This is a genomic window from Acinetobacter sp. IK40 (genome assembly GCF_035615075.1).
GTDB classification, from domain to species: domain Bacteria; phylum Pseudomonadota; class Gammaproteobacteria; order Pseudomonadales; family Moraxellaceae; genus Acinetobacter; species Acinetobacter courvalinii.
In genome coordinates this window covers 422289-447591 of the sequence record NZ_JANBOE010000001.1, presented here as the reverse complement: position 1 = coordinate 447591, position 25303 = coordinate 422289, and the positions used below count along the sequence as shown (strand labels likewise).

General features: G+C 41.7%; 25 protein-coding genes and 1 pseudogene. 16 read left to right on the top strand and 10 right to left on the bottom strand.

The features are described from left to right. Window positions 1-3: 3 nt before the first annotated feature. The 10 genes from cyoB (at window position 4) to alr (ending at window position 8473) form a co-directional block, all read left to right on the top strand. The gene (cyoB, locus tag MSG93_RS02210; RefSeq protein WP_005229638.1) at window positions 4-1995 is read left to right on the top strand and encodes a cytochrome o ubiquinol oxidase subunit I; all 1992 of its coding nucleotides are present in this window, start codon (window positions 4-6) and stop codon (window positions 1993-1995) included. Between the two features lie 4 nt (window positions 1996-1999). Further along, window positions 2000-2620, top strand: coding sequence for a cytochrome o ubiquinol oxidase subunit III (gene cyoC, locus MSG93_RS02205; RefSeq protein WP_005229636.1), 621 nt, complete (start codon window positions 2000-2002; stop codon window positions 2618-2620). After that, entirely contained in the window at window positions 2620-2949 is a 330-nt protein-coding gene (locus tag MSG93_RS02200) for a cytochrome o ubiquinol oxidase subunit IV (RefSeq protein ID WP_005229635.1), read from the top strand. Before cyoC ends, MSG93_RS02200 begins: the two co-directional genes overlap by 1 nt. A gap of 10 nt (window positions 2950-2959) precedes the next feature. Next, window positions 2960-3838, top strand: a complete 879-nt coding sequence (gene cyoE / locus MSG93_RS02195; RefSeq protein ID WP_009514438.1) for a heme o synthase — start codon at window positions 2960-2962, stop codon at window positions 3836-3838. Window positions 3839-4219: 381 nt separating this feature from the next. Next, entirely contained in the window at window positions 4220-4603 is a 384-nt protein-coding gene (rpsF, locus tag MSG93_RS02190; RefSeq protein WP_004638540.1) for a 30S ribosomal protein S6, read from the top strand. A gap of 11 nt (window positions 4604-4614) precedes the next feature. Further along, window positions 4615-4842 (top strand): 30S ribosomal protein S18, encoded by a 228-nt coding sequence (rpsR, locus tag MSG93_RS02185; RefSeq protein ID WP_000090661.1) that lies wholly within the window; start codon window positions 4615-4617, stop codon window positions 4840-4842. Between the two features lie 12 nt (window positions 4843-4854). Then, the gene (gene rplI, locus MSG93_RS02180) at window positions 4855-5301 is read left to right on the top strand and encodes a 50S ribosomal protein L9 (RefSeq protein WP_005229629.1); all 447 of its coding nucleotides are present in this window, start codon (window positions 4855-4857) and stop codon (window positions 5299-5301) included. A gap of 115 nt (window positions 5302-5416) precedes the next feature. Next, complete coding sequence (locus MSG93_RS02175) at window positions 5417-5716, top strand: TM2 domain-containing protein (RefSeq protein WP_005229627.1); 300 nt, start codon at window positions 5417-5419, stop codon at window positions 5714-5716. A 181-nt stretch (window positions 5717-5897) separates the two neighbouring features. Next, on the top strand, window positions 5898-7343 hold the full coding sequence (gene dnaB / locus MSG93_RS02170; protein WP_004771579.1) for a replicative DNA helicase: 1446 nt from the start codon (window positions 5898-5900) through the stop codon (window positions 7341-7343). Window positions 7344-7402: 59 nt separating this feature from the next. Then, a complete protein-coding gene (gene alr / locus MSG93_RS02165) occupies window positions 7403-8473 on the top strand; it encodes an alanine racemase (RefSeq protein WP_324620176.1) in 1071 nt (356 codons plus the stop codon). Between the two features lie 48 nt (window positions 8474-8521). Here alr and MSG93_RS02160 read toward each other — a convergent pair whose 3' ends face one another. Then, entirely contained in the window at window positions 8522-9256 is a 735-nt protein-coding gene (locus tag MSG93_RS02160; protein WP_005229623.1) for a proteasome-type protease, read from the bottom strand. Between the two features lie 202 nt (window positions 9257-9458). Here MSG93_RS02160 and MSG93_RS02155 point away from each other — a divergent pair, with 202 nt between their 5' ends. Together MSG93_RS02155 and MSG93_RS02150 are read left to right on the top strand one after the other, a co-directional pair. Beyond that, a complete protein-coding gene (locus MSG93_RS02155; RefSeq protein WP_032880419.1) occupies window positions 9459-10463 on the top strand; it encodes a helix-turn-helix transcriptional regulator in 1005 nt (334 codons plus the stop codon). A gap of 98 nt (window positions 10464-10561) precedes the next feature. Next, a complete protein-coding gene (locus MSG93_RS02150) occupies window positions 10562-11539 on the top strand; it encodes a hypothetical protein (RefSeq protein WP_324620647.1) in 978 nt (325 codons plus the stop codon). 331 nt (window positions 11540-11870) lie between these two features. Here MSG93_RS02150 and MSG93_RS02145 read toward each other — a convergent pair whose 3' ends face one another. The 6 genes from MSG93_RS02145 to MSG93_RS02120 all read right to left on the bottom strand — a co-directional run bounded on the left by MSG93_RS02145 (window position 11871) and on the right by MSG93_RS02120 (window position 17531). Continuing rightward, entirely contained in the window at window positions 11871-12188 is a 318-nt protein-coding gene (locus MSG93_RS02145; protein WP_324620171.1) for a putative quinol monooxygenase, read from the bottom strand. Window positions 12189-12266: 78 nt separating this feature from the next. Further along, window positions 12267-13586, bottom strand: coding sequence for an adenylosuccinate synthase (locus tag MSG93_RS02140; protein WP_005229615.1), 1320 nt, complete (start codon window positions 13584-13586; stop codon window positions 12267-12269). Between the two features lie 57 nt (window positions 13587-13643). Then, window positions 13644-14810 carry an ATP phosphoribosyltransferase regulatory subunit gene (locus MSG93_RS02135; RefSeq protein WP_324620168.1) on the bottom strand — a complete coding sequence of 389 codons (1167 nt, stop codon included), beginning with the start codon at window positions 14808-14810 and terminating at the stop codon, window positions 13644-13646. 177 nt (window positions 14811-14987) lie between these two features. Beyond that, window positions 14988-16082 (bottom strand): hypothetical protein, encoded by a 1095-nt coding sequence (locus MSG93_RS02130; RefSeq protein ID WP_324620166.1) that lies wholly within the window; start codon window positions 16080-16082, stop codon window positions 14988-14990. Between the two features lie 69 nt (window positions 16083-16151). Continuing rightward, window positions 16152-16466: a hypothetical protein gene (locus MSG93_RS02125; RefSeq protein WP_324620164.1), complete on the bottom strand. Its 315-nt coding sequence runs from the start codon at window positions 16464-16466 to the stop codon at window positions 16152-16154. Window positions 16467-16505: 39 nt separating this feature from the next. Beyond that, entirely contained in the window at window positions 16506-17531 is a 1026-nt protein-coding gene (locus tag MSG93_RS02120) for a type I glyceraldehyde-3-phosphate dehydrogenase (RefSeq protein ID WP_324620162.1), read from the bottom strand. 257 nt (window positions 17532-17788) lie between these two features. On the opposite strand from MSG93_RS02120, the gene alaS reads away from it, so the two are divergent. From alaS to csrA, 3 genes are all read left to right on the top strand, one after another. Beyond that, window positions 17789-20479 carry an alanine--tRNA ligase gene (alaS, locus tag MSG93_RS02115; protein WP_324620160.1) on the top strand — a complete coding sequence of 897 codons (2691 nt, stop codon included), beginning with the start codon at window positions 17789-17791 and terminating at the stop codon, window positions 20477-20479. Window positions 20480-20545: 66 nt separating this feature from the next. After that, entirely contained in the window at window positions 20546-21826 is a 1281-nt protein-coding gene (locus MSG93_RS02110) for an aspartate kinase (protein WP_005229607.1), read from the top strand. Between the two features lie 237 nt (window positions 21827-22063). After that, complete coding sequence (csrA, locus tag MSG93_RS02105) at window positions 22064-22327, top strand: carbon storage regulator CsrA (protein WP_004771563.1); 264 nt, start codon at window positions 22064-22066, stop codon at window positions 22325-22327. Window positions 22328-22383: 56 nt separating this feature from the next. On the opposite strand, the pseudogene rnhB reads toward csrA, so the two are convergent. Beyond that, window positions 22384-22956: pseudogene (gene rnhB / locus MSG93_RS02100) on the bottom strand (ribonuclease HII); the annotation flags it as partial. 36 nt (window positions 22957-22992) lie between these two features. Next, on the bottom strand, window positions 22993-23376 hold the full coding sequence (locus tag MSG93_RS02095; RefSeq protein ID WP_004771561.1) for a hypothetical protein: 384 nt from the start codon (window positions 23374-23376) through the stop codon (window positions 22993-22995). Between the two features lie 225 nt (window positions 23377-23601). Between MSG93_RS02095 and MSG93_RS02090 the strand changes: the two genes are divergently transcribed. Continuing rightward, a complete protein-coding gene (locus MSG93_RS02090; protein ID WP_202740066.1) occupies window positions 23602-24159 on the top strand; it encodes a cytochrome b in 558 nt (185 codons plus the stop codon). Window positions 24160-24215: 56 nt separating this feature from the next. On the opposite strand, the gene MSG93_RS02085 is transcribed toward MSG93_RS02090, so the two are convergent. Then, window positions 24216-25214 carry an adenosine deaminase gene (locus tag MSG93_RS02085; RefSeq protein ID WP_005229591.1) on the bottom strand — a complete coding sequence of 333 codons (999 nt, stop codon included), beginning with the start codon at window positions 25212-25214 and terminating at the stop codon, window positions 24216-24218. Window positions 25215-25303: the final 89 nt, after the last annotated feature.

The window sequence follows — 25303 nt, the reverse complement described above, 5'->3', positions numbered from 1 at the left end:
GACATGGATATGATTTTTGGTAAACTTGGGTGGGATTCGATCCCGACAGAACCCCTTGTACTTGTCACCATGGTCTTTATGGCACTTGGTGCAATTGCTGTTTTAGGCGGTATCACCTATTTCAAAAAATGGGGATATTTGTGGAATGAGTGGTTTATTACGGTAGACCATAAAAAGATTGGTATCATGTATATCATCGTATCTGTCGTCATGCTGTTGCGTGGTTTCGCCGATGCGATCATGATGCGTCTACAACTTTTCCTCGCGAAAGGCGGCGGTGAAGGTTACCTGCATCCTGACCACTACGACCAGATCTTCACCGCACACGGTGTGATCATGATCTTCTTCGTAGCCATGGGTCTCGTTGTTGGTATGATGAACATCTCTGTACCTTTACAGATCGGTGCTCGTGACGTTGCGTTCCCATTATTGAACTCTTTAAGCTTCTGGTTATTCGCCGGTGCTGCTGGTTTGATGATGCTTTCACTGGTATTGGGTGAGTTTGCTGCGACTGGTTGGATGGCTTATCCTCCTCTATCTGGCATTCAATATTCTCCTGGTGTGGGTGTTGACTACTATATCTGGGCGCTTCAGGTTTCTGGTCTAGGTACGCTGTTATCTGGTGTTAACTTCTTTGTTACCATCATCAAAATGCGTGCACCTGGCATGAAACTCATGGACATGCCTATTTTCACGTGGACTTCACTGTGTACGGCTGTACTCATCATTGCATCATTCCCTGTATTAACAGGTACCCTTGCAATGTTGACGCTTGACCGTTACTTCGGTTTCCATTTCTTCACCAATGAGCTTGGCGGTAGCCCAATGCTTTACGTGAACTTGATCTGGACCTGGGGTCACCCTGAAGTATATATCTTGGTATTACCAGCATTTGGTCTATACTCAGAAATCGTGGCAACCTTCTCTCGTAAAGCGTTGTTCGGTTATAAGTCTATGGTGTATGCAACCATCGCGATTACTGTTCTTGCGTTCGTTGTATGGCTTCACCACTTCTTCACCATGGGTGCTGGTGCGAACGTGAATGCGTTCTTCGGTATCATGACCATGGTTATTGCGATTCCGACTGGTGTGAAAATCTTCTCTTGGTTATTCACCATGTATAAAGGTCGCATCACCTTTACTACGCCTATGTTATGGACGCTTGGCTTCCTCGTAACATTCGGTATCGGTGGTTTAACTGGTGTACTTATGGCTGTTCCACCTGCGGACTTCCTGGTACACAACTCATTATTCTTGATCGCTCACTTCCATAACGTAATTATCGGTGGTGTGGTGTTTGGTATGTTTGCCGGCATCATCTTCTACTGGCCGAAAATGTTTGGTTGGAAGCTCAATGAAGCATGGGGTAAAGCTGCGTTCTGGTTCTGGTTCTTCGGTTTCTATTTTGCATTCATGCCACTTTATATCCTTGGTTTCATGGGTATGACACGTCGTTTGAATACATATGACAACCCTGAATGGGATCCATACTTGGCTATCGCGTTATTCGGTGCTGTTCTTGTTGCAATCGGTATTGCATGCTTCTTGATGCAAATCATTGTTGGTTTCTTACAACGTAAGGACAACATGGACCACACTGGCGATCCATGGGATGGCCGTACCCTTGAATGGGCGACTTCTTCCCCTGCTCCGTTCTATAACTTTGCGCATGAACCAGATGCAAGCGGCATTGACCGTTTCTGGACTGACAAAGAAAATGGTGTAGCATACGCACGTAATACTAAATATGAAGACATCCACATGCCGACTGATCGTGCTGCTGGCTTCGTCATTGCCATGTTCATTACCATTCTTGGTTTTGCACTGATCTGGCATATTTGGTGGCTCGTTGTTGTTTCATTTGTTTCAGCTGTTGTTAGCTTGATCGTAAGCTCATTCACCAAGAATGTGGATTACTATGTTCCTGCTGCTGAAGTTGAGCGTATTGAAAACGAACGCTATGCTTTACTTGAAAAACACTTGAAGAAGGACTAAGGAAATGGCTGAAGTACTTCATCACGACAACCACGGCCACGATGGTCATCATGAGCATGATGATACAGACTTGACGGTCTTTGGTTTCTGGACATACTTGATGAGTGACTTGATTCTTTTCGGATCACTCTTCATCGCGTTCGCTGTATTAAGCAGTCATATCCCACCAGGAACCCCAAGTGCATATGACCTGTTCCATGATTCATTAGGCTTCGTGTTAACTGAAACATTTGCCTTATTGATTTCATCGGTAACATTTGGTTTTGCTGTACTGGCATCTTATAAAAAGAATGTAAATCAGGTGATCACTTGGTTATTAATTACATTCCTTTTTGGTGCATCGTTCATCGGGATGGAAATCTACGAATTCCGTCACCTTGTACATGAAGGCCATGGTCCAACTCACAGTGCATTCTTATCATCGTTCTTTACCTTGGTTGGTACACACGGTATCCACGTAACTTCTGGTTTAGTGTGGATGCTGGTATTGATGTATCAGATCAAAAAGAATGGTTTGACTTTACCGAATACACGTCGTCTTGCTTGCTTAAGCTTGTTCTGGCACTTCCTTGACATCGTTTGGATCTGTGTATTCAGCGTCGTTTACTTACTGGGAGTTCTCTAATGAGTAGTCATGAGCATAATGCTGCAGGTGCGTCACACGGTAACTTTAAACAATACACTGTTGGATTTATCCTCTCTGTTATCCTCACCATCATCCCGTTCGGGATGGTGATGGCGGGTGGTTTCAGTCGTGGCGTCTTAGTTACAGTAATCGCAATCACTGCCGTTGCTCAGGTGCTTGTACAACTTGTGTACTTCTTACACATGAATACATCATCTGACCAACGTTGGAACCTTATTGCATTTATCTACACAATTTTATGTATCGCTGTACTGTTAGTCGGCTCTGTGTGGATTATGAATTACCTACACTACAACATGATGATCTAAACTGATTGTCATGTGGAAAAAGTATTTATTCCTGACTAAACCAGGAATTCTCTTCGGTAATTTTATTACCACCTTGGGCGGCTTCTTCTTAGCCGCCCAAGGCTCTATAGACTTCCTCTTATTATTACTGACCTTGCTTGGAACAACTTTTGTGGTTGCTTCGGGTTGTGTCGTCAATAATGTAATTGATCAAGACATCGATCAAAAAATGCAACGCACCATGAACCGCGCGCTTGTGACTAAAACCATTTCCCCTACTGTTGCCATGTGCTATGCCTTGGTCTTAGGTATTATCGGCTTTAGCATTCTCTGGTTCTATGTCAATGCTTATGCATTTTTATTCGCAGTGATTGGTTTTGTGGTCTATGTCGGTTTTTATAGTTTGTGGACCAAACGCACCACAATCCACCAAACCGTCATTGGTAGTATTTCCGGAGCGAGTCCTCCTGTTATTGGTTATACGGCTGTAAGTCATCAGTTCGATATGGCGGCCTTATTGATTTTTGTTGCATATGCTTTATGGCAAATGCCACATTCATGGGCGATTGCAATTTATCGTTTTGACGATTACAAAAATGCAGGCGTTCCGATTTTACCTGTAGCGCGTTCGATTTTAAGAACCAAGATTGAATCACTGATTTATGTGGTTTTATTTACTGTTGCAATGAATGCACTGTATGTTTATGGATACACCAACATGATTTTCCTGGTGATCTGTAATGCACTTTGTATTTACTGGTTCTACATTGGTATTTTAGGATTTAAGGCTAAAGACGATCAGCTTTGGGCGAAACGCTTTTTCCTTTTTTCAGTAATTCTGATTACTGTCATCAGTTTAAGCTTTAGCTTTAGCTTCAAAAGCCCTGCACCATTCTTCCCTATTTTTTAAAAAGATAGAGAATGCTCTATCTTTTTATTCTCCCTCGCTGTAATCATTTCGTGCAATAAAAACATTTGCTTCTTTATTGCCTAAATGAACTCTCTTTTATTCTCACTCCTCACTTGTTCTGCACTTAATTTAAGCCAAGATTCTCACCCTATTAGTACCTTGCTGTAATTCCATAAACTGTATTTCATCTCCAAAACAAATTGCTGTTACTTTTTTGCTGACCCTACAAAAAATTAAAAAACACAATCCCACTAAATTTGCTTTATCACGCTGATTTGACTATAATCGCCGCTTCGCAATTTGCGACATAACTTTTTAAGTTATGACTCCTTGCTTCTGATTTTTATAATCAGGGGCTGCTTAAACCGTAAGGAGCTGACAATGCGTCACTACGAAATCGTACTATTGGTACATCCAGACCAAAGCGATCAAGTTGTAGGTATGGTTGAACGCTATATCTCTCAGATCAAAGAAGCTGAAGGTCAAATTCACCGTTTAGAAGATTGGGGCCGCCGCCAATTGGCTTACCCGATTAACAAAATTCACAAAGCACACTACATTCTTATGAATGTTGAATGTGGTCAAACGACTCTTGATGAATTAGAAGAATTGTTCCGTTATAACGACGCGATCATTCGTAACATCATCATCCGTCGTGAACACGCAATTACTGAAGAATCTTTACTTGCTAAGAGTGCTGAAGAAAAACGTGCGCGTAAAGCTCAACGTGAAGAAGCACAACAAGCAGTTCAAGAAGCTGAATAAGGAGAACATCAATGGCACGTTTTTACCGTCGTCGCAAGTTCTGCCGCTTTACAGCTGAGAATGTTGCGTACATCGACTACAAAGATATCGACACTTTAAAACAGTACATCACTGAAAACGGCAAGATTGTTCCTAGCCGTATTACAGGTACTAAAGCTCGTTATCAACGTCAATTAGCGTTAGCTATCAAACAAGCTCGCTATTTGTCTTTGATTCCGTACACTGACAACCATAAGTAAGTGAGGTGAGCTGTGGACGTTATCTTATTACAACGCATTAAAAACCTTGGTAAATTAGGCGACAAAGTATCAGTTAAAGCTGGTTACGGTCGTAACTTCTTGATCCCTCAAGGTAAAGCTGTAGCTGCAACTGAAGCAAACACTGCTGCTTTTGAAGCTCGTCGTGCTGAACTTGAGAAGCAAGAAGCTGAAGTATTAGCTGCTGCGAATGCACGTGCTGAACAATTGAACGAAGTAAACATCGTTATCACTGCGAAAGCTGGTGATGAAGGTAAACTCTTCGGTTCTATCGGTACTCGTGACATCGCTGATGCTTTAACGAATGCTGGTCTTACTGTAGACCGTGCAGAAGTTCGTTTACCAAACGGTGCGCTTCGTCACACTGGTGAATTCAACATCGCAATCCAATTGCACCATGATGTTGTTGCTGAAGTTCTCGTTACTATCGTATCTGAGTAATTTCTGCAAAGAAAAAGAGCATGTTTTACATGCTCTTTTTTTATGTCTAAAAAATACAAAAAGACTTCGAATTAAGTTTTAAATTTTATAATTCTCACGCTATAGGGCCGCAGATATGCAAAAAAAGAATCGTATCATTGCTTTGGTACTTGCCATGTTTTTAGGATTTTTTGGAATAGATCGTTTCTATCTCGGTAAAAAGACCAGTGGCGTTTTAAAATTAATTACCTTTGGTGGCTTGGGCGTGTGGTGGTTTATTGATGCTACCCTGCTGTTACTGGATGCCTTCCTCTATTCTTTGGGCAAAGACACCGGCTTTGTTAAAGATGCGCAAAAGAATGATCTTCGCTACGGTCTTTCAGCTTATCGCTTAAAAAATGGAAAGTTCGTACAGGACTGGTTTGCACAACCTTAAAGTAAAACGGCCCTTTTTTCTTACATCGATCTGGCCCATCAAGCTGCAATAGCAGAAATGACTATCTATTATGCTATTGCACCACTTACACAATTTTCCCTGAATTAAATTGTCCAGATCAGCTTCATTTGGATTAAGATAGTCACTCGGTATTGTTTCATCTTTTTTATTAGGTCTTGTTATGTCACAGGCGAATGCCAATTTTACAAAAAATTCTCCAAACACAGAGAGTAAAGTGAGTGACTCAGGTCAGCTAAAAGAATTCCGTACCCCGCCACACAATCTCGCTATCGAGCAGGCAGTCTTAGCAGCCTTAATGACGGTGGCTGAATCTTTTGAACAAGTCAGTGACTTACTCAAAGAAAATGATTTCTATGCAACACGTCACAAATATATTTATCGTGCCATTGAAAAACTGGCCCAAGAAAACTCGCCTTATGACGCAGTTTTGGTCAATGACTGGTTGCTCAAACAAAACCTGCTTGATGCCATTGGTGGTGAAGAATATTTGATGCAATTGATGGCAGACTCCCCATCAAGCTTTTATAACCTTGAAATTTATGCCAATAAAATCAAGGAATTTTCAACGCTGCGCAACATGATCAAGATCAGCAGTGATATTTTACAAAATGCCTATGACACCAAAGGTCGTCCAGTCAGTGAAATTCTTGATTTAGCAGAAACCAGTATTTTCTCTTTGGCGGAACAGCACAATAACAATAAAAAAGATTCTGGGCCAAAATCAATCAGTTCTGTGACTGCGGACGTTATCACCAAATTAGATGAACTGTCTAAACTAGATGGCAACATTACCGGCTTAACTACTGGCTTCTTAGAGCTGGATAATAAAACCTCAGGCATGCAACCGGGTGACTTGATTATTGTCGCGGCACGTCCATCGATGGGTAAAACCACTTTCGCCATGAATCTGGTTGAAAGTGTATTGCAATATAACCGCTTACCAGCGCTGGTATTCTCTATGGAGATGCCAGCAGACTCGATTGCCATGCGTTTGATTTCTGCTATGGGTAAAGTCCATCAAGGACATTTACGTTCGGGTAATCTGGATGCGGATGAATGGACCAAAGTCACCGGGACGATTCTGCAATTACAGGAAATGCATCTCTATATCGATGATTCCTCTGCCCTGCCACCTACCGAACTTCGTGCCCGTGCGCGTCGTGTGGCCAAAATGCATGATGGCAAAATCGGTTGTATCATGGTCGATTACTTGCAGTTGATGAAAGTACCCGGTATGGGTGATAACCGTGTCGGCGAGATCTCGGAAATTTCCCGAAGCCTGAAAGCGCTTGCCAAAGAAATGCAATGTCCTGTTATCGCACTATCACAGCTGAACCGTAGTTTGGAGAACCGTCCCAACAAACGTCCAGTAATGTCCGACTTACGTGAATCCGGTGCGATCGAGCAGGATGCCGACTTGATCATGTTTATTTACCGTGATGAAGTCTATAACAAGGAATCCAAAGAAGCAGGCACCGCCGAGATCATTATTGGTAAACAGCGTAACGGCCCAATTGGTAGTGTGCGCCTTGCCTTCGAAGGTCAATATACCCGTTTTAGTAACCTCTCACCTGAGTTCTATGCCCAGTATGATGATGAGGAATAATTCTTCCCCTATATAGCTGCTTTATCTACTTTCCAAGTCGTCCCAAAGGAGAAATCAGGGTGCGCCAAGCAACAGTTTATATTGATAGTGATGCACTACAATATAATTTCAACCGCGTTAAACAACTTGCTCCACATTCAAAAATTGTCAGTATGGTTAAGGCCAATGCTTACGGACACGGAGTTAAAGATTGCTTAGCCGCCTTGGACGCCACAGACGCCTTTGGTGTCGCCTGCCTAGAAGAAGCGCTAGAGATCAGACAACTGGGATACACCCAACCGATCACGCTGATTGAAGGCATATTTTCTGAAGATGAAATGGCACAGGTGATTGAACAGAAACTTGAATGTATCGTTCACCATAGCCAGCAAGTCGAATGGCTAATCCAGCACAAGCAAGCTTACAATGCTTTAGGATTAAAGGTCTGGGTCAAACTGAATAGCGGAATGAACCGTTTAGGTTTTAAAGTGACCGAAATTATCGAGGTCATCCAGCGTTTAAAAGCAGAAGGTTTTACCTGTGTCCTTGCCATGCATTTTGCCAATGCCGATGTCGATCATCCATTGAATGAACAACAAATAGAACAATTTTTGCAGGTTAAACAGGCATGCGCACCAATTTTAGCCTCATGCTGTAATTCAGCAGCAATTTATAAATATCCAGAACTGCATTTTGATTTTGTCCGTCCGGGAATCATGCTATATGGTGCCTCTCCCTTTGCTGACAAGAATGTGCATGAGCTCAATCTGAAACCGGTGATGACTTTTAGCGCAGAAATCATGGCTTTGAATCAGATTCAACAAGGCGAATGTGTCGGCTATGGTTCCACTTATGCAGCAACCTGCCCTTCAAAAATTGCCATTGTTTCGATTGGCTATGGTGATGGTTATCCGCGTGCCTATACCCAGCAGAATTTTGTGGCCATTGGTCAGCAACTGGTTCCAGTGGTTGGACGCGTCAGTATGGATATGATGGCGATTGATGTAACGAATATTACAGCCGAGATTGGTACCAAAGTAGAGCTTTGGGGCGCCCATCGTCTTGTGGATGATGTTGCTACTGCAAACGGTACCATTGGCTATGAGTTATTGTGTCGTTTAAGCAATCGGCCACTGCGTAAAGTCCTTTAAGTACACCGAAAATCCAGGCCAATGTCTGGATTTTTTATTTTCCTGGATTTATAAATCATAATCTGCCGTCGGCTTCGGCAATTCTTGCAAACCACGTCTTAAGGTTTCCGACCACTGCTTACTGATCTGGGTAAAATAAAGATCATTTTCACTGATCCGTTTACCAGTTGGAATCTTAAAGCTATCTTTGTGATAAACCAGTGCATCGAGTGGCAAGCCGACCGAGACATTGGAACGCAAGGTCGAATCAAATGAAATCAGTGCACAACGCAATGCATCATCCAAAGGCATTTTATAATACAAGGCTCGGTCCAGAATCGGTTTCCCGTATTTACTTTCACCAATCTGGAAATAAGGCGTATCTGTGGTCGCACAAATAAAATTACCCTGCGGATAGACATTATACAACTGCATTTTATCGCCCTGAATTTGCCCGGCCACCAGAATACTGCAAGAGTAATTCATCTGCTCATGTGGATCTGAAGTAATATCTGCCAGCACCTTACGTAACGTTTTACCAATCAGTTCAGCCACTTCAAACATGGTATTGACGGTATTCAGATTTGGTTCCTGCCGTAAGGTCAGCGCATTTTGCAAATGCCCAATCACCGCCTGAGTCGTCGCCAGATTACCGGAGGTTTGTAAAGCAATAAACCGCTCTCCATCTACCCCAAAGGTGTGAAGCTTTCGAAAAACAGAAATATGGTCCACCCCGGCATTGGTGCGGGTATCACTGATTAGTACCAAGCCTTGTTCCAGTCTTAAAGCACAACAATAGGTCATCTTTTTCTCTCTACATTTAACAAGCCCAAACCTGAAGCGTAGACACCTTATAAATGAATATTTTTTGTCCTTATTTAAAATATTTAAGCAAAAGCGTGTTCATTTCAGTCGTAAATACGTAATCTGGATCGGATGGACTTGCTAAATAGGTATAGTTTTTTTATTGTGTGTGCTTCAGACCATTGAATTACGTATTACGCTTATGTCATCCGTACAAGAAAAAGAAACTTCAAATAGCCTTTATCGCCAATGGCAGATTTTATCCCGCCTTTCGACCGGAAAATGGATGGGGACCCGGGAATTACAAGAAATTTTAGAACGTGAAGGCATTGATATTAGCCTGAGAACGATTCAGCGCGATCTAAATCAGATTGCGCAACGCTTCCCTATCGAGAGTAATAAAACCGTCCCTCAAGGCTGGCGCTGGCGTTCTGACGCGCCTATTCAAAGCTTACCCCACATGACCAGTTCGCAAGCGGTGACCTTCATGATGGTAGAAGAGCATTTACGTCACCTTCTCCCACCCAGCTTGCTAGAAGAGATGATGCCCTGGTTTGATCTTGCCAAGCGCAGCCTTTCAACCCAGAACAACGTAAGACAATGGATTAACCGTGTCCGTATTGTACCTGCGACGCAGCCTTTAATCCCGCCTGTGGTGGACAAACATGCACAACAGGCGATTTACGAAGGTTTATTGCAAGACAAACAGATTGAATGTATTTACCGTGCCAGAACCCATCAGGGCGAAGATAAGACCTATATTCTGAATCCATTGGCATTGGTGCAAAAAGGTGCCGTGATTTACCTGATCTGTACCCGTAATGATAAAACCGAAGTCCAGACCTTCGCCTTGCATCGTTTTAAATCAGCAACCGTGCTGGACAATCGTGCCTTACATCCTGTGAATTTTGATATTGATAATTATATTGAATCAGGTGCTCTTGGTTTCCGGGTCGACTATAACAAGCCAACTGAACAGATTCAGTTAAAACTGACTATGAGCGAGAGTACCGCTAAAAGCTTCTACGAAAGTCAGCTTAGCAAAGATCAGGTCATCCAAGCTCTGGAAGAGAATATTGTTGAAGTTTCTGCAACCGTTCCTTTTACCTCACAACTGGTGTGGTGGCTTAGAAGTTTTGGTAAAAAGATTCTGAATATCGAACCTGCTGCTGTTTATAATGCAGTGAAAGAAATTGAAGAGTCATAAATAGCGATATATATCTAGCATTTTGCATGATAGAATTTTACCGAAATTGGCTAAATATAATTAGCCATGGTAATAATAATGCTATTGGTAGAATCAAAATGCACAGCCATAAAAAAATATTTCTTTCTGTTGGGATGATTTCAAGTCTTATCTTATTATCTGCATGTGGTGGTGACTCTTCCAATTCAGTTAATACTTATATTCCGCCCAAGGTTATGAGTGAAGTTAAAACAGATTTAAAATTTTTAGGAAAAAATTTACCTTCCACTCAATCGACCAATGTAGATACTCATGTCTATCGCTACACTCAAATCTTCAGTAAAGAAAATGGTCAGTTCAAAACAAGCTATCGTTTAGAGTTTGATTTTGATATGAATGCAAATACGCTTTACCGCTTAGAAGCCGATTATGATACATTAATTAATGCTGTCCCGAATTCCGTCAAATTAATGGAATTTGAAAAAGATGGTAAGCAAATAACCTTAAAAAAAGAATTTCAATGTTCAGAAAGTAACAATCCATGCGCTAATATTGTCAATTCAGTCAATATGAAAACAGGGCAAGCTAAGCTTGATTTTAATAACCTGCTATTAACTAAACAATATTCGGTAGATGGACAAATCAATACCATTACGCTTGCAGGCTCTGTTGAAGGGAAGCTAACAGAAGCACCGACTAAAGTTCAGTTACCAGAGAGCCAAGTTCACCAGCTCCAATGGACACTTTCACTATCAACTCCGCCAGATTCAACTTCTCCTTCTCTACCAACTCAATATGAACAGTTAATTTTCACGAATCACAATGATGTTTCTATTCATACGAGTTATAATAAAGGTCCTCTGGAAAGCCTTCTTACAGGATCAACATCCATTTATATACTTAATAATAAAGTAAATGGTGTTTATATTAACTTTCCTAACAACTCTATTTACTACTATGCTGCTTGCGGTATAGCAAGTTTATCTTGTGAAGGCGCTAAGTATAATCCTATGAATTATCAAGTCACTTTTAGGAATACTAAAGTAAATCATACTTTAATTGGTATAGTCTACCTTAATGGCTCAACAGGATTATAATTAAAAAAGAGAACCTTTTCGGTTCTCTTTGACTTTTTATAGGTTTTATTATTAATCACTCAATATTATTCTTCTTGTTATAAATGTCAAACCAACCTCTCTCCCCGCCTTGATCAAAATTGGTTTGCACCTTTTTTAGCGCTGTGATGCAAATCAACATCGGCACGCCAATTCATAGCCATTGTAACGGATTATCTTTTTCGTCATTGTTATCACCCTCTTTGTTTGAACGTAAAGTTAATATAACGAGGATTTTTGAAGCTGTGAAATAACAAAGTCTGGAATCCAAAGCTGATTTTTTGCTATCACCATTTGCTAGATCAAAGCCATATTACTGATCATTTTGATTCTCAAACAAAGCCTCAAACCGATGTAGATGCGTAAAACGTCCAGCTTGTGTTTGATATTGATCAATTTGCGGCACCAAGCGCTGAAAATGCTCAGACTGTACATGTAAATCCAGCGCAGCCCGATCGATCCATTCTTCAATGAAAACAAAATGCCCTTTCTGCTTATGATCATGGTAAAGGTCGTAAGCAATACAGCCTGCCTCAGATCTGGTTTTTTCAACCAGCTCCTGATACAGCGGTAACACTGCATCGATATGTTCGGGTTGAATAAAGTCTTCCGCAATCAGTTTTAAGGTCATATTAGCTCTTATTTTTCTGAAATTTTTCCATAAAAAAAGCTCTCAAATTCATGAGAGCTTTTTTGTCATCTATTCAGCTTATGCTGAAAATGGATGACGTAATACGATTGTTTCTGCACGGTCAGGACCTGTTGAAACGATATCAATTGGGCAACCAATTAACGTTTCGATACGACGTACATAAGCCAATGCATTGGCAGGAAGTTGATCGATTTGAGTTAAACCAACAGTCGACTCGCTCCAACCCGGCATGGTTTCATAGATCGGCTTCAAGCTTTCGAATGAAATCGCATCAGAAGAACCAGCACAGCCTGAATCTACATCTTCATAGCCTACACAGATTTTCACTTCTTCTAAACCATCTAATACATCAAGTTTAGTCAAGCAAATACCAGACAATGAGTTCACTTCAACTGAACGACGTAGAATTTCTGCATCGAACCAGCCACAACGACGTTGACGGCCAGTAGACGCGCCAAACTCATGACCGACTGTACCTAAGTGACGACCAATCGCATCACCAGTATCGGTTGCTGCATTGTAGTGTAGTTCAGTTGGGAATGGACCAGCACCTACACGTGTTGTATAAGCTTTGGTAATACCCAAGACATAGTCTAAATGCAGTGGTCCCATACCTGAACCAGAGCTTACGCCGCCTGCAGTAGTATTCGAGCTGGTTACGTATGGATAGGTACCGTGATCGATGTCAAGTAATGAACCTTGCGCGCCTTCGAACATGATTGCCTTACCTTCTTTACGGTAATCATGTAACACTTTAGTCACGTCAATCACTAATGGTTCAAGCACTTCACGCCATTCATTGCAAAGCGCAAGTACATCTTCAAACTTAACTTCTTCAACGCCATAGAATTGAGAAAGCTGGAAGTTATGCAACTCAAGCATTTCCTGAAGTTTTTCTTCAAGCAACGCACCACCACGAATCAAGTCAGCGACGCGTACTGCACGACGTGCAACTTTATCTTCATAAGCTGGACCAATACCACGACCTGTAGTACCAATCTTGGCATTACCACGTTTTTTCTCACGTGCCTGATCTAGCGCGATATGGTTCGGCAAGATTAATGGACAGTTTGGAGAAATACGTAAACGTTCTTTAACAGGTACGCCTTCTTGTTCCAGAATGGCCATTTCCTTGATTAATGCTTCAGGAGAAAGAACTACACCATTACCGATTAAGCACAATACGTTTTCACGTAAAATACCTGATGGAATGAGGTGTAATACAGTCTTCTTACCACCTACGACAAGAGTATGTCCTGCGTTGTGACCGCCTTGATAGCGTACTACCGCAGCCGCTTGATCTGTGAGCAGGTCGACGATTTTACCTTTTCCTTCGTCGCCCCATTGGGTACCAAGTACCACAACATTTTTGCCCATAATAGCCTCATTACATCATGCTGTTAAAATTGGAAACCAAGTCTTAAAACCCGGCAATTAAATCTTTTCAATCACCCACTGACCATTTTGAGACACCATCTGATGGGTCGCATAGGGCACTGAGCTTAAATCATCATTACCTAACAGTTGCACCACACGTAAACCTTGGCTACGCGCATCTACAATTGCATTGAATAAATCTTGTTGATTACCTTTTGGTGCGACAACAGTTTCGATGTCGACAAACTGTGTTGCACCTAGTGCATATAAGTCACAGCTAAAACCGGTTGCTGGACGCGCACGACCAAAGTGTTCGCCAATACCGTCATATCGCCCACCCTGAGCCAGTGGCGCAGCACGATTTGGTGCATAAATGGCATACATCAAGCCCGTGTGATAGTGGTAACTACGTAGTTCAACCACATCGACACCTACATTCAGATTCGGCCAGCTTGACTGAATTTGCGCTAATGTTGTTTTCAATGCCTCAAAGGCAATCTTGAAATCAACATCGTTTAAAATTTCCTGGCTTAAATGTGCCTGCAATGCATCCAGATCACTTGCATAACGACCTAAAGCATAAAAATCTGCACCCATCGCCAAACTCTGGGTAAATTCTTCCAGCTCTGGCAAGGCTTTACGCTGATATAAGTCAGAAAGTTCACTTTCGGTATTTTTATTCAGGCCAGCATGCTTCACCAGACTACGGAATAAACCGACGTGGCCCAGATCTAGATGCGCCCCTTCAAGCGTATGTGTGTGCTCAATTAAAGCGAGCATCACATTGACCATTTCTACATCAGCTTCGATGCTGTCATGACCATACAACTCTGCACCTAACTGTAAAGGCGCACGCGTTGCATTAAAATTCTGTGGTTTGGTATGCAAGACTGAACCTGCATAGCAATAACGTGCCACGCCTTCGACTGGACGTACATGGGCATCAATACGTGCAACTTGCGGTGTCATATCCGCACGAACGCCAAGCAAACGGCCTGACAGCTGGTCAATGACCTTGAACGTAACTAGATCTAAATCTTGATTCGATTCTGAAAGTAAAGACAACGATTCAATGTATTCAATAAATGGTGTATACACCAATTGATAACCTCGAACTGCGAGGAAATCTAGCGCTTCTCTACGCAATGTTTCAACAACTTGCGCTTGTTCGGGCAATACATCTGCTACCCCGTCAGGGAGCAACCACGTCTCTGAAATGGTCATGTTCCAAACCTAAAATCTGTTCAATGTGGAGGCATCCACACAAAAAGCAACCACATAAAAAAATCGGGTGAATGCCCGATTCAGCGTAGTGTAGCACGAAGATTTATGTGATGCACCTTCGAATTTGCATAAATCTTTATAGTTTCATAATCCGTCTATCTCAACTCGAATATAAAATTAATGATTAGATTCAACAGATTGAGTGTTTACATTTGAAAGTCTCGTCGTTGTTCTTAACCCTAAGAACTGCCCAACATCTGAACTATCGCCTTGCTTCCAGTTGATCAGATTCAGATTTTTGAGTGTGTTGGCTGCCTGAGTATTGAAGGCAAAACAGCCGTTCTCTAATTTGGCATTATTCAAACGTTGATTTTGCTTTATCCATAAATCAATTGGGCTATCTCCACCTTGATAAGGATGACTTTTTTCATAGGCTAAATGCTTGTCCGCATCCCATACATGACTAGAAAAAAATTGGCTATTGGTACTTTGATTTTCACTATTTCCTAATCTACTGTCTGTTTCAGCCGTCTCTAAGTTTTCCAATCCAATCAGTTTATAACCATGCCACTGTGTATCTAAAAGTCTGAAATACTTCTTATCCTCGCCCAGATTATTATATCGATCTATAATTTGCCGCTTCTGCTCATTAAAAGTTGGAGAATCAGAGAAGGAAAAATAAGACTCCAGATAAGCTTGGTTCCACTGGCTCTGTTTTAGCCGATAACAGTAACTCCCTTTAGGAAATACAGCATCTTTATAAGTGGAATAAAATTTAATTAAATTCTGGTCAAGTCGATCAGGATTCGCTGTTAAATCAAAGTGTTCTCTATAACCTGGCATTACCCGATCAAAAATATTTTGACCTTCTAATTTTACCAGTTGAAAGTTTAAATTCTGCTTAAGTTCAGGTGTGCGTTCATAAAGCCATTGCGTAGAAGAGAGCCGTTTAACGACATTCGATTGCGGCGTACCTTTTTCTATCACTTTTGTTTCGGTCAATACCTTTTGGTCTAAAGGTTCATTATGTGACTTATTGAAATTAATCTGATTATTTAATAGTGAATACTTGGTAATTTCAAATTCATCCAAATATCGTTCCAATGAAATATTTGGAGATTGATAGGAAACTTGGTAAAGCACATCTTCCTGAGTTGGTTTTTCTTCAACTTTAGCTCCGTCATTATGACCAGAGCCCCCACCACCACAGGCCAATAGCAGCAGGCTGCTTGCGAGAATACAAATACCCTTATTTTTAAAATTCGACTTCATAAAATCATTTCATCTTATTTTTTATAAAAATCATATTATATAAATCAAGCACATCATACAAAATGTATTTTAATGGCTCTTGTTACTACCTTTAACCATTATTTCTAACACATTGACCAATTCAACATTTTGCTTTTCTAATGCCGCCATATTTGCCACGGTCCGATCCAGCACTTCCTGTTGCACATGCATTTTTTTGGCAAGGTCCTGCATAATTTCCAGACTCTTTTTAAGATGTAACTCCAAATGCACAACTTTTTCTTCAAGATGCAAAACTTGAAGGTCTTGGTTTTGTACGTCTACATTTTTAAACTGCAACCAGAATAAAAAAGCCACCGCCACCAATAAAATAGCAATAAATCCCCAAATCAATATCAATGTCATTGAATACCCCACATTATTTTTTATATCTTATTTAAAATATTAGGTACAAAAAGATTCACACAAATCCAGCAAACGATTTGCATAACCCCACTCATTATCATACCACGCAAAAACTTTCGCTTGGTGTCCCACCACCATGGTTTGGGTTAAATCCACAATTAAAGAATAAGGTGAATGATTAAAGTCACTAGAAACCAGATCTTCATTTGTCACTTGCATAATCTGCGCATAATCAAATTGAGCCGCTTTGCTGAGAACTTCATTGACTTTATGCACGGTAATGGGTGAATGCGAAACAAAAGTAAGATCAATCGCTGCCACATTAATGGTCGGTACACGAATAGAATAACCGTCAATCCGGTCTTCCATTTTTGGCATGACCTGTTTTAGCGCACCTAAGGCACTCGATGTTGTTGGAATAATATTTTGCCCAGACGCACGTGCTCGACGCAAATCCCGATGCGCATGATCCAGCACTGACTGGTCGGCTGTAACCGCATGAATTTCTGTCATTAACGCGGTATCAATACCAAAGGCATCATCAATAATCTTCACCAGCGGCACTAAAGCTTGCGTGGTACACGATACGCTGGAAATGATCTGATCGCTTGCTTTGACATCGTTGTGATTGACACCATAGACAATCGCAGCATCTACAGAGTCAAAAGGCGCCGCCCCAATAATCACACGCTTAGCACCTGCCTCGACATGACGGGTTGCATCGGCACGTGAACGGAATAGACCGGTACATTCTAGTACTACATCAATATTTAAATCTGCCCAAGGCAATAATTCAGGTTGCTCTTGCTTCAGAACTTGTAGTTTTAATTGGCGTTGATTGGACTGAATGTTCAGAAAAATACATTCATTTTCAATCAGAATTTCAACTTGTCCAGCAAAGCGACCGTGCGTGGTATCGTACTTAAATAAATGCACCAGCGTCTGAACATCGGCAACATCATTAATCGCAACGATTTCAAATTGAAACTGTTTTGGACTTTCAAACCATGCACGTAATACATTCCGACCAATTCGACCAAATCCATTGATAGCGATACGTTGCATGTAGCGTCCTTATTCATCAAAACATCATCTTTTCTGTGCTATATGGTAAAACATCAGTTGCCCTATTGAATATAGATTTTTAGCTTAAACACAGTTTTATATGATATTGCTTGTAAAATCGTTGGTGAGGCGGGTATTTTCCGTTATAATTTAGCACTTTTAAAATCTATGCCACGCACCGGGTTCGATTGTAAAACTTTAAAAACAACGTACCTTGTTGCATATAGCCAAATTCAAAATTATGGAGTGTCTTGGTTGTGAGTACTCGCTTTATGACATCAGCTGAAATCCGTGAAGCATTTTTGCGTTATTTCGAATCGCAAGGGCATACACGCGTCGCGTCGAGTTCTCTCGTTCCCGCCAACGACCCAACGTTGCTATTTACCAATGCTGGTATGAACCAGTTTAAAGACTGTTTCTTAGGTCTGGAAAAGCGCGATTATGTCCGTGCTGTTTCATCACAAAAATGTGTCCGCGCAGGCGGTAAGCATAATGACCTCGATAATGTAGGTTACACCGCTCGTCACCATACCTTCTTTGAAATGTTAGGTAACTTCTCTTTCGGTGATTATTTCAAACAAAATGCGCTTAAATTTGCCTGGGAATTCTTGACCAGCGAACAATGGTTAGGTTTACCGAAAGATCGTTTATATGTCACGGTTTATCACACTGATGATGAAGCCTTTGATATCTGGAATAAAGAAATTGGCCTAGATGCAGATCGTATTATCCGTATTGGAGACAATAAAGGCGGACAGTACGCATCAGATAACTTCTGGGCAATGGGTGATACAGGTCCATGTGGGCCATGTTCTGAAATTTTCTATGATCATGGCGATCATATCTGGGGTGGCTTACCGGGCTCACCAGAAGAAGATGGTGACCGTTTCATCGAAATCTGGAACAACGTTTTCATGCAGTTCAACCGTACTGCGGATGGTGTGATGCACCCTCTTCCAGCACCTTCTGTGGATACAGGTATGGGCTTGGAGCGTATTTCTGCAGTATTGCAACACGTTAATTCAAACTATGAAATTGATTTGTTCCAGCACTTATTAAAAGCAGCGGCTGAAATCATTGGTTTGGATACCACTGCCATTGAAGCTGAAGCGAAAGCACAAAATAAACCGGTTGAATACCCTGCTTCTTTAAAAGTGATTGCAGACCATGCACGTTCATGCTCATTCTTGATTGCTGACGGTGTTAACCCTTCAAATGAAGGTCGTGGTTATGTATTGCGTCGTATCATTCGTCGTGCAGTCCGTCACGGTAACAAGCTCGGTGCAACCGGTTCATTCTTCTACAAGATGTTGCAACCTCTAATTGAAGTGATGGGCGATGCTTATCCAGAACTTGCTGCACAGCAAGCACGCATCGAAGCGCAACTGCTGAAAGAAGAAGAGCAATTTGCGAAAACACTTGAGCAAGGCCTGAAGTTACTTGAAGGTGAATTGGCTCAACTGAAAGGCAATGTCATTCCAGGTGAAACTGTATTTAAACTGTATGATACTTATGGTTTCCCAACTGATTTAACCGCTGATATTGCACGTGAGCGTGATCTGACCATTGATGAAGCTGGCTTCGAAGTTGAAATGGCTGCACAACGTCAACGCGCACGTGATGCAGGTAAATTCGCAGTTGACTATAACAGCATTGTCAAAGTTGAAGGCGAAACTCAGTTTGATGGCTATGACGCGACTCAAGGCCAAGGTCAAATTGTTGCGATCTACAAAGATGGCGTTCAGGTTGATGAAATTAACGAAGGTGACGAAGCACTTATTGTTCTAAACCAAACCCCTTTCTATGCAGAAAGCGGTGGTCAGATTGGTGACACAGGTATCTTCAAAAACGATACTGGTATCTTCGAAGTACAAGATACTAAAAAATCGGGTGGTGCTTTTGTCCATCAAGGTATCGTGACCATGGGTAGCCTAAAAGCAGCTCAAAATGTTGAAGCGACTGTTAAAGCAGACATCCGTGCTGCAACAGCGCGTAACCACTCAGCGACTCACCTTTTACATGCCGCTTTACGCCAGATTCTTGGTGAGCATGTACAACAGAAAGGTTCTTTGGTTGCAAGTGATGTTTTACGTTTTGACTTTGCCAACGATCAACCTGTTTCATTTGAACAGTTGCAACAGATCGAACGCTTAGTCAATGCAGAAGTGATTGCAAATACTGCGGTAAGCACTGAACTGCTTGATATCGATACAGCAAAAGCCAAAGGTGCAATGATGCTGTTCGGTGAAAAGTATGGCGAAGAAGTTCGTGTATTGTCGATGGGTTCAGTGATTGAAGAGAAAAACTTCTCAATCGAACTTTGTGGCGGTATTCACGTGAAGCGCACGGGTGATATTGGCTTGTTCAAAATCACTTCTGAAGGTGGCGTAGCTGCGGGCGTTCGTCGTATTGAAGCCGTGACGGGTACCAAAGCAGTTGAAGTGGTTCAAAAAGCTGAAACTGATATCCAAACCATTAATGGCTTGTTAAAAGCACAAAAAGATCAAACAGTTGAAAAAGTTGAAGCGATTGTCGAAACCGCGTCTAGCCTGCAAAAGCAAATCGAGCAGCTAAACCAAAAATTAGCCAGCTTCCAGGCGGCTGATCTGTTGGATCAAGTAAAAGAAATTGCGGGTCGTCAAACTTTGATTACCACTGTACAAGGTTTGGATGCCAAATCATTACGCAATCTACATGACAGCGTAAAATCAAAATTGGAAGATGCAGTCATTATTTTAGCTGGTGTTGATGGTGATAAAGTGAGTTTAATCGCCTCTGTCGCTAAACAATATGCTGCAACTCTAAAAGCAGGTGACATCATCAAACACCTGGCTCAAGAGCTGGGTGGTAAAGGTGGTGGCAAACCTGACTTAGCACAAGGTGGCGCGCCACTTAACGAGAAGTTTGATCAAGTGATGGCAGCATTACCTGCCTGGCTTGAGCAATAAACAAAACTTCACTTTTGTGTAACTGACCCTGATGCCTCTCAGGGTCATGGCTTATATGGAACAACTATGGCATTAATCGTTCAAAAATATGGCGGTACCTCTATGGGTACTCCTGAGCGCATTTTAAATGTTGCTCGTCGTGTCAAGCGCTGGCATGATCATGGTCACAAGGTGGTCGTGGTCGTATCTGCAATGAGTGGTGAAACCAACCGCTTACTTGCGCTTGCCAAAGCCATTACCAGCACCCCTGACCCACGTGAATTAGATCAAATGGTGTCAACGGGTGAACAAGTAACGATTTCCATGTTAGCTATGGCACTGAATTCAATTGGTGTAGAAGCTAAATCATATACTGGTCGTCAGGTGGGGATCAAAACCGATAGCGCGTTTACCAAAGCACGTATTGAATCGATTGATACTGACGTGATGACGGCCGACTTAGATGCAGGCCGTGTAATCGTTGTTGCTGGCTTCCAGGGTTATGATGCCAATGGCAATATCACAACACTGGGCCGTGGTGGTTCTGATACTTCTGGTGTTGCCCTTGCAGCAGCATTAAAAGCAGATGAATGCCAGATCTATACCGATGTGGACGGTGTTTATACCACTGACCCACGTGTAGCGCCAAAAGCGAAAAAAGTCGACCGTATCTCTTTTGAAGAAATGCTTGAAATGGCATCTTTAGGTTCAAAAGTTTTACAAATTCGCTCTGTTGAATTCGCAGGCAAATATCAAGTGCCATTACGCGTATTATCAAGCTTTGATAATGAAGATGATGGCGCATTTGATGAAGATTTCAAACAAAACGTAGGCACACTAATTACGACTGAGGCAGAAGACGACATGGAACAACCAATCATTGCAGGTATTGCATTTAACCGTGACGAAGCAAAATTAACTATTTTGGGTGTTCCTGACGAGCCAGGTATTGCTTCTAAAATCTTGTCACCTATCAGTAATGCCAACATTGAAGTGGATATGATCATCCAGAATGTTGAAGAAGATGGCACGACTGATTTCACCTTCACGGTCAACCGCAATGACTTGGCGAAAGCAAAAGCGATTTTAGACCAAACTGCTAATAGCATTGAAGGTTGTGAAGTTGTAACCCGTGATGACATCGTAAAAGTCTCAATCGTGGGTGTCGGTATGCGCTCTCATGCAGGCGTAGCGAGCAAAATGTTCACTGCACTGGCTGAAGAAAGCATTAATATTCTCATGATTTCTACATCAGAAATTAAGGTTTCTGTGATCATCGAAGAAAACTACCTTGAGTTGGCAGTTCGTTGTTTACATACAGCTTTCGGCCTAGACCGTGAACACGGCGAAAGCAGTGCTCGTGCTTAATTAATAGCTGCTTAAACATATTTACTTGTGAGTAAATAAGAAAAAAAACAGAGCCACTATAGTTTTTTTTATAGTGGCTCTGTTATATTAGCCCTGAGGTTTTTAAGAAGATTCTCACAGAACTTACGAAAAAGAATGTTTTTTACATATTTCTGTTAGAATTTTCTGTATATTAGGCTGTGCTTTCGAACAATGAATTCCCTGTCGCAAGTTTAAGCGTTTAGCAAGGAGATAAACATGCTGATTCTGACCCGTCGTGTCGGAGAAACATTAATGATTGGGGATCAAGTCAGTGTTACTGTGCTTGGCGTAAAAGGCAATCAGGTGCGTATTGGTGTAAATGCTCCAAAAGAAGTTTCTGTGCATCGTGAGGAAATTTACCAACGTATCCAACATGAACGTGCCATGCATGAGCATCTGCAACATCTTGATCAAGATTATCAACATTCTTATGAAGAAGATAATAACGAGTTCCCTCGTCATAATAACTTCAACCGTTAATGTGCAGAATTCTTTTCTGAACAATTAAAGCGACTATTTATAGTCGCTTTAATTGTTTATAGACCTAGTGCTTTTTTCACAGGTCCATAACTGCGGCGGTGTTGATCAATCACACCATGGGCCGCGATCGCTTCAAAATGAGCCTTGGTTGGATATCCTTTATGTTTGGCAAAGCCATAGTCCGGATATTGCTGATCAAGCACCTGCATCTGGCGATCACGTGTGACCTTGGCCAGAATACTGGCGGCACTGATCTCGGCATGACTTGCATCTCCCCCAACAATTGCTTCACACGCAATCGTTATTCCTTTTGGAATCTGATTACCATCCACAATCACTTTTAATGGCTGGGTATGCAAGCCTTCTACCGCACGACGCATTGCCAGAAAAGTCGCCTGTAAAATATTAAACTCATCAATTTCAGCATGTGTTGCTTCAGCAATTGACCATGCCAATGCCTTTTCCTGAATTTCCAAGAATAATTTTTCGCGCTTCTTCTCTGTTAGTTTTTTAGAATCATTCAAACCTTGAATCGGATTATTTGGATCTAAAATGACGGCAGCGGCAACCACAGAACCCACTAAAGGCCCACGTCCCGCTTCATCTACACCCGCAATTGTCATACTACTTCTCTCAAAATAGGCTGATGACTCAGCCTGATCTTATTAACCTGCTTTTTTAAACGTTTCCGCCACACATGCATTTACAGTTTGTGAAACCACTTGAGTCACAATGGTTGCACGAGCAGTAGGATCAATGGCAGCTGTCGCCAATTCAACCGCTGTTACGCTGTTTGGTGCTTTTTCGCTAACACAACCACAGACTTCAGTCTGGATATTTTCACGTTGTTCAGCAGTCATTACACGTGTTGCTGTTTTCCAAGCCGGTAAGGTATTAATCTCATTAATACATTTTGCATTTACCGCAACTTTTAATGCCGCCATACCCAACTGCTGAGAAGTCGCGCCAGCCGAGTTGCTGCCATCTGGTGTTACACATCCTGTTAGGGCTAAAACAACAGGAGCAACAATAAGTACCAACTTTTTCATGATTTCTTACCTGTATCTAAATTTTTGGCAGGCGTATTGTGCCTAAATGAATGGCTTTATGATATGACTCAGCGCAAACTTTACATAATATAACAATCATAACTAAGCAAGCTTTTGTACCACCGTTCTAAGCATAAAACGCTCCGTTACATTTCCATTGTATGAGAAATAACAAGGTGTTATTAGAATAAAAAAATCCATTTATAAAAATGCCAGGATGTTGCAATGTCAACCTCATCACAATATTACACCCGTACGGCGCAAGTCATTCATTGGCTCATGGCTGCAATTTTTATCATTGCCTGGCTGATTGGTTTTTACAGTGGTAATTTTCTGAGCTATGAGGTTGATGGCAGCTTTAAAGGCGATGTAATCACCCTACATAAGAATATTGCCACGACTATTATTTTCTTGGTGGTGATCCGGATTTTCTGGCGCTATACCCACCCTGTTCCGCAACTGCCAGACACCATGTCACCCATGATGAAAAACTTGGCCCATGTTGGACATTTCTTACTGTATTTAATGTTATTAGCTTTACCGATTACCGGCTGTTTATTTAGCTGGAGTGCCGGACACCCTGCACCAGTTCTGTATTTATTCGAAATTCCACGCTTAGTACAGGACAATCCTGATCTGATGGCCATTGTTAAACCCATCCATATTTATCTTTCATGGTTTGCAGGCTTATTGGTTGCTGGTCATGCTTTAGCGGCCATCAAACATCATGTAGTTGATAAAGATAATGTGCTACTCAGCATGTTACGCCAGCCTAAAAAATAAAATGTCCAGATAATAAAAAAACCGCTTAAAGCGGTTTTTTTATTATACGAAAACAATTAGAGCATGTTGACTTCAGTAATCCACTTTTGCTTTTCTTCATCAGAAATAAATGAAGCCTCAAAAGAGTTGATTGCAAGCTGCTTTAATTCTTCATTGCTCAGATCCAGCGCCTGCTGAATGGCAATGAAGTTATCATTCATATAACCACCGAAGTACGAAGGATCATCTGAATTAACCGTCACGTGAACGCCTTTCTGTAATAAACGGCGAATGTTGTGATCAGCCATATCATTAACAACACAAAGCTTTAAATTACTTAAGGGGCAAACGGTTAAAGGCATCTTTTCTGCAATCAGACGCGCCATCAGTTGTTCATCTTCTTCCGAACGTACACCATGGTCAATACGATTGACTTTAAGCAAATCCAGCGCTTCCCAGATATATTCTGGTGGCCCTTCTTCGCCTGCATGCGCCACAATCAGGAATCCTGCTTCACGCGCTTTGGCAAAAACACGTTCAAATTTCGCAGGCGGATGTCCCACCTCACTTGAATCTAAGCCAATGGCAATAATGTCATCTTTAAAAGGTAAGGCCTGTTCAAGCGTTTCAAATGCTTTCTCTTCGCTTAAATGGCGTAGGAAGCACATGATCAATTGAGAGCTAATGCCAAATTTCGCTTTGGCATCTTCACAGGCACGTTTCAGACCCGCAAGTACCGTTGCAAACTCTACCCCACGCTCGGTATGCGTTTGCGGATCGAAGAACATTTCAGTATGTACGACACGATCTTCAGCACATTTTTCAAAATATGCCCAAGCAAGGTCATAAAAATCCTGCTCATGCACCAGCACATTCGCGCCGGCATAGTAGATATCTAGAAAAGATTGAAGATTGTGAAAGTTATACGCCTGCTTCACTTCTTCAACAGATTGATAAGGAATCTGAATCTGATTACGCTGTGCAATTGCAAACATCAGTTCCGGCTCAAAAGTCCCTTCAATATGCACATGCAATTCGGCTTTAGGTAAGGCACGAATCAGCTCGATTTGATTCATATAAACTCCACGTCTAAAGAAAAAAGGGTGTTACCAAACGGACACCCTTTTCGGGTTCTTTGCTGGAATAACAATAGCAGCAAAGAATA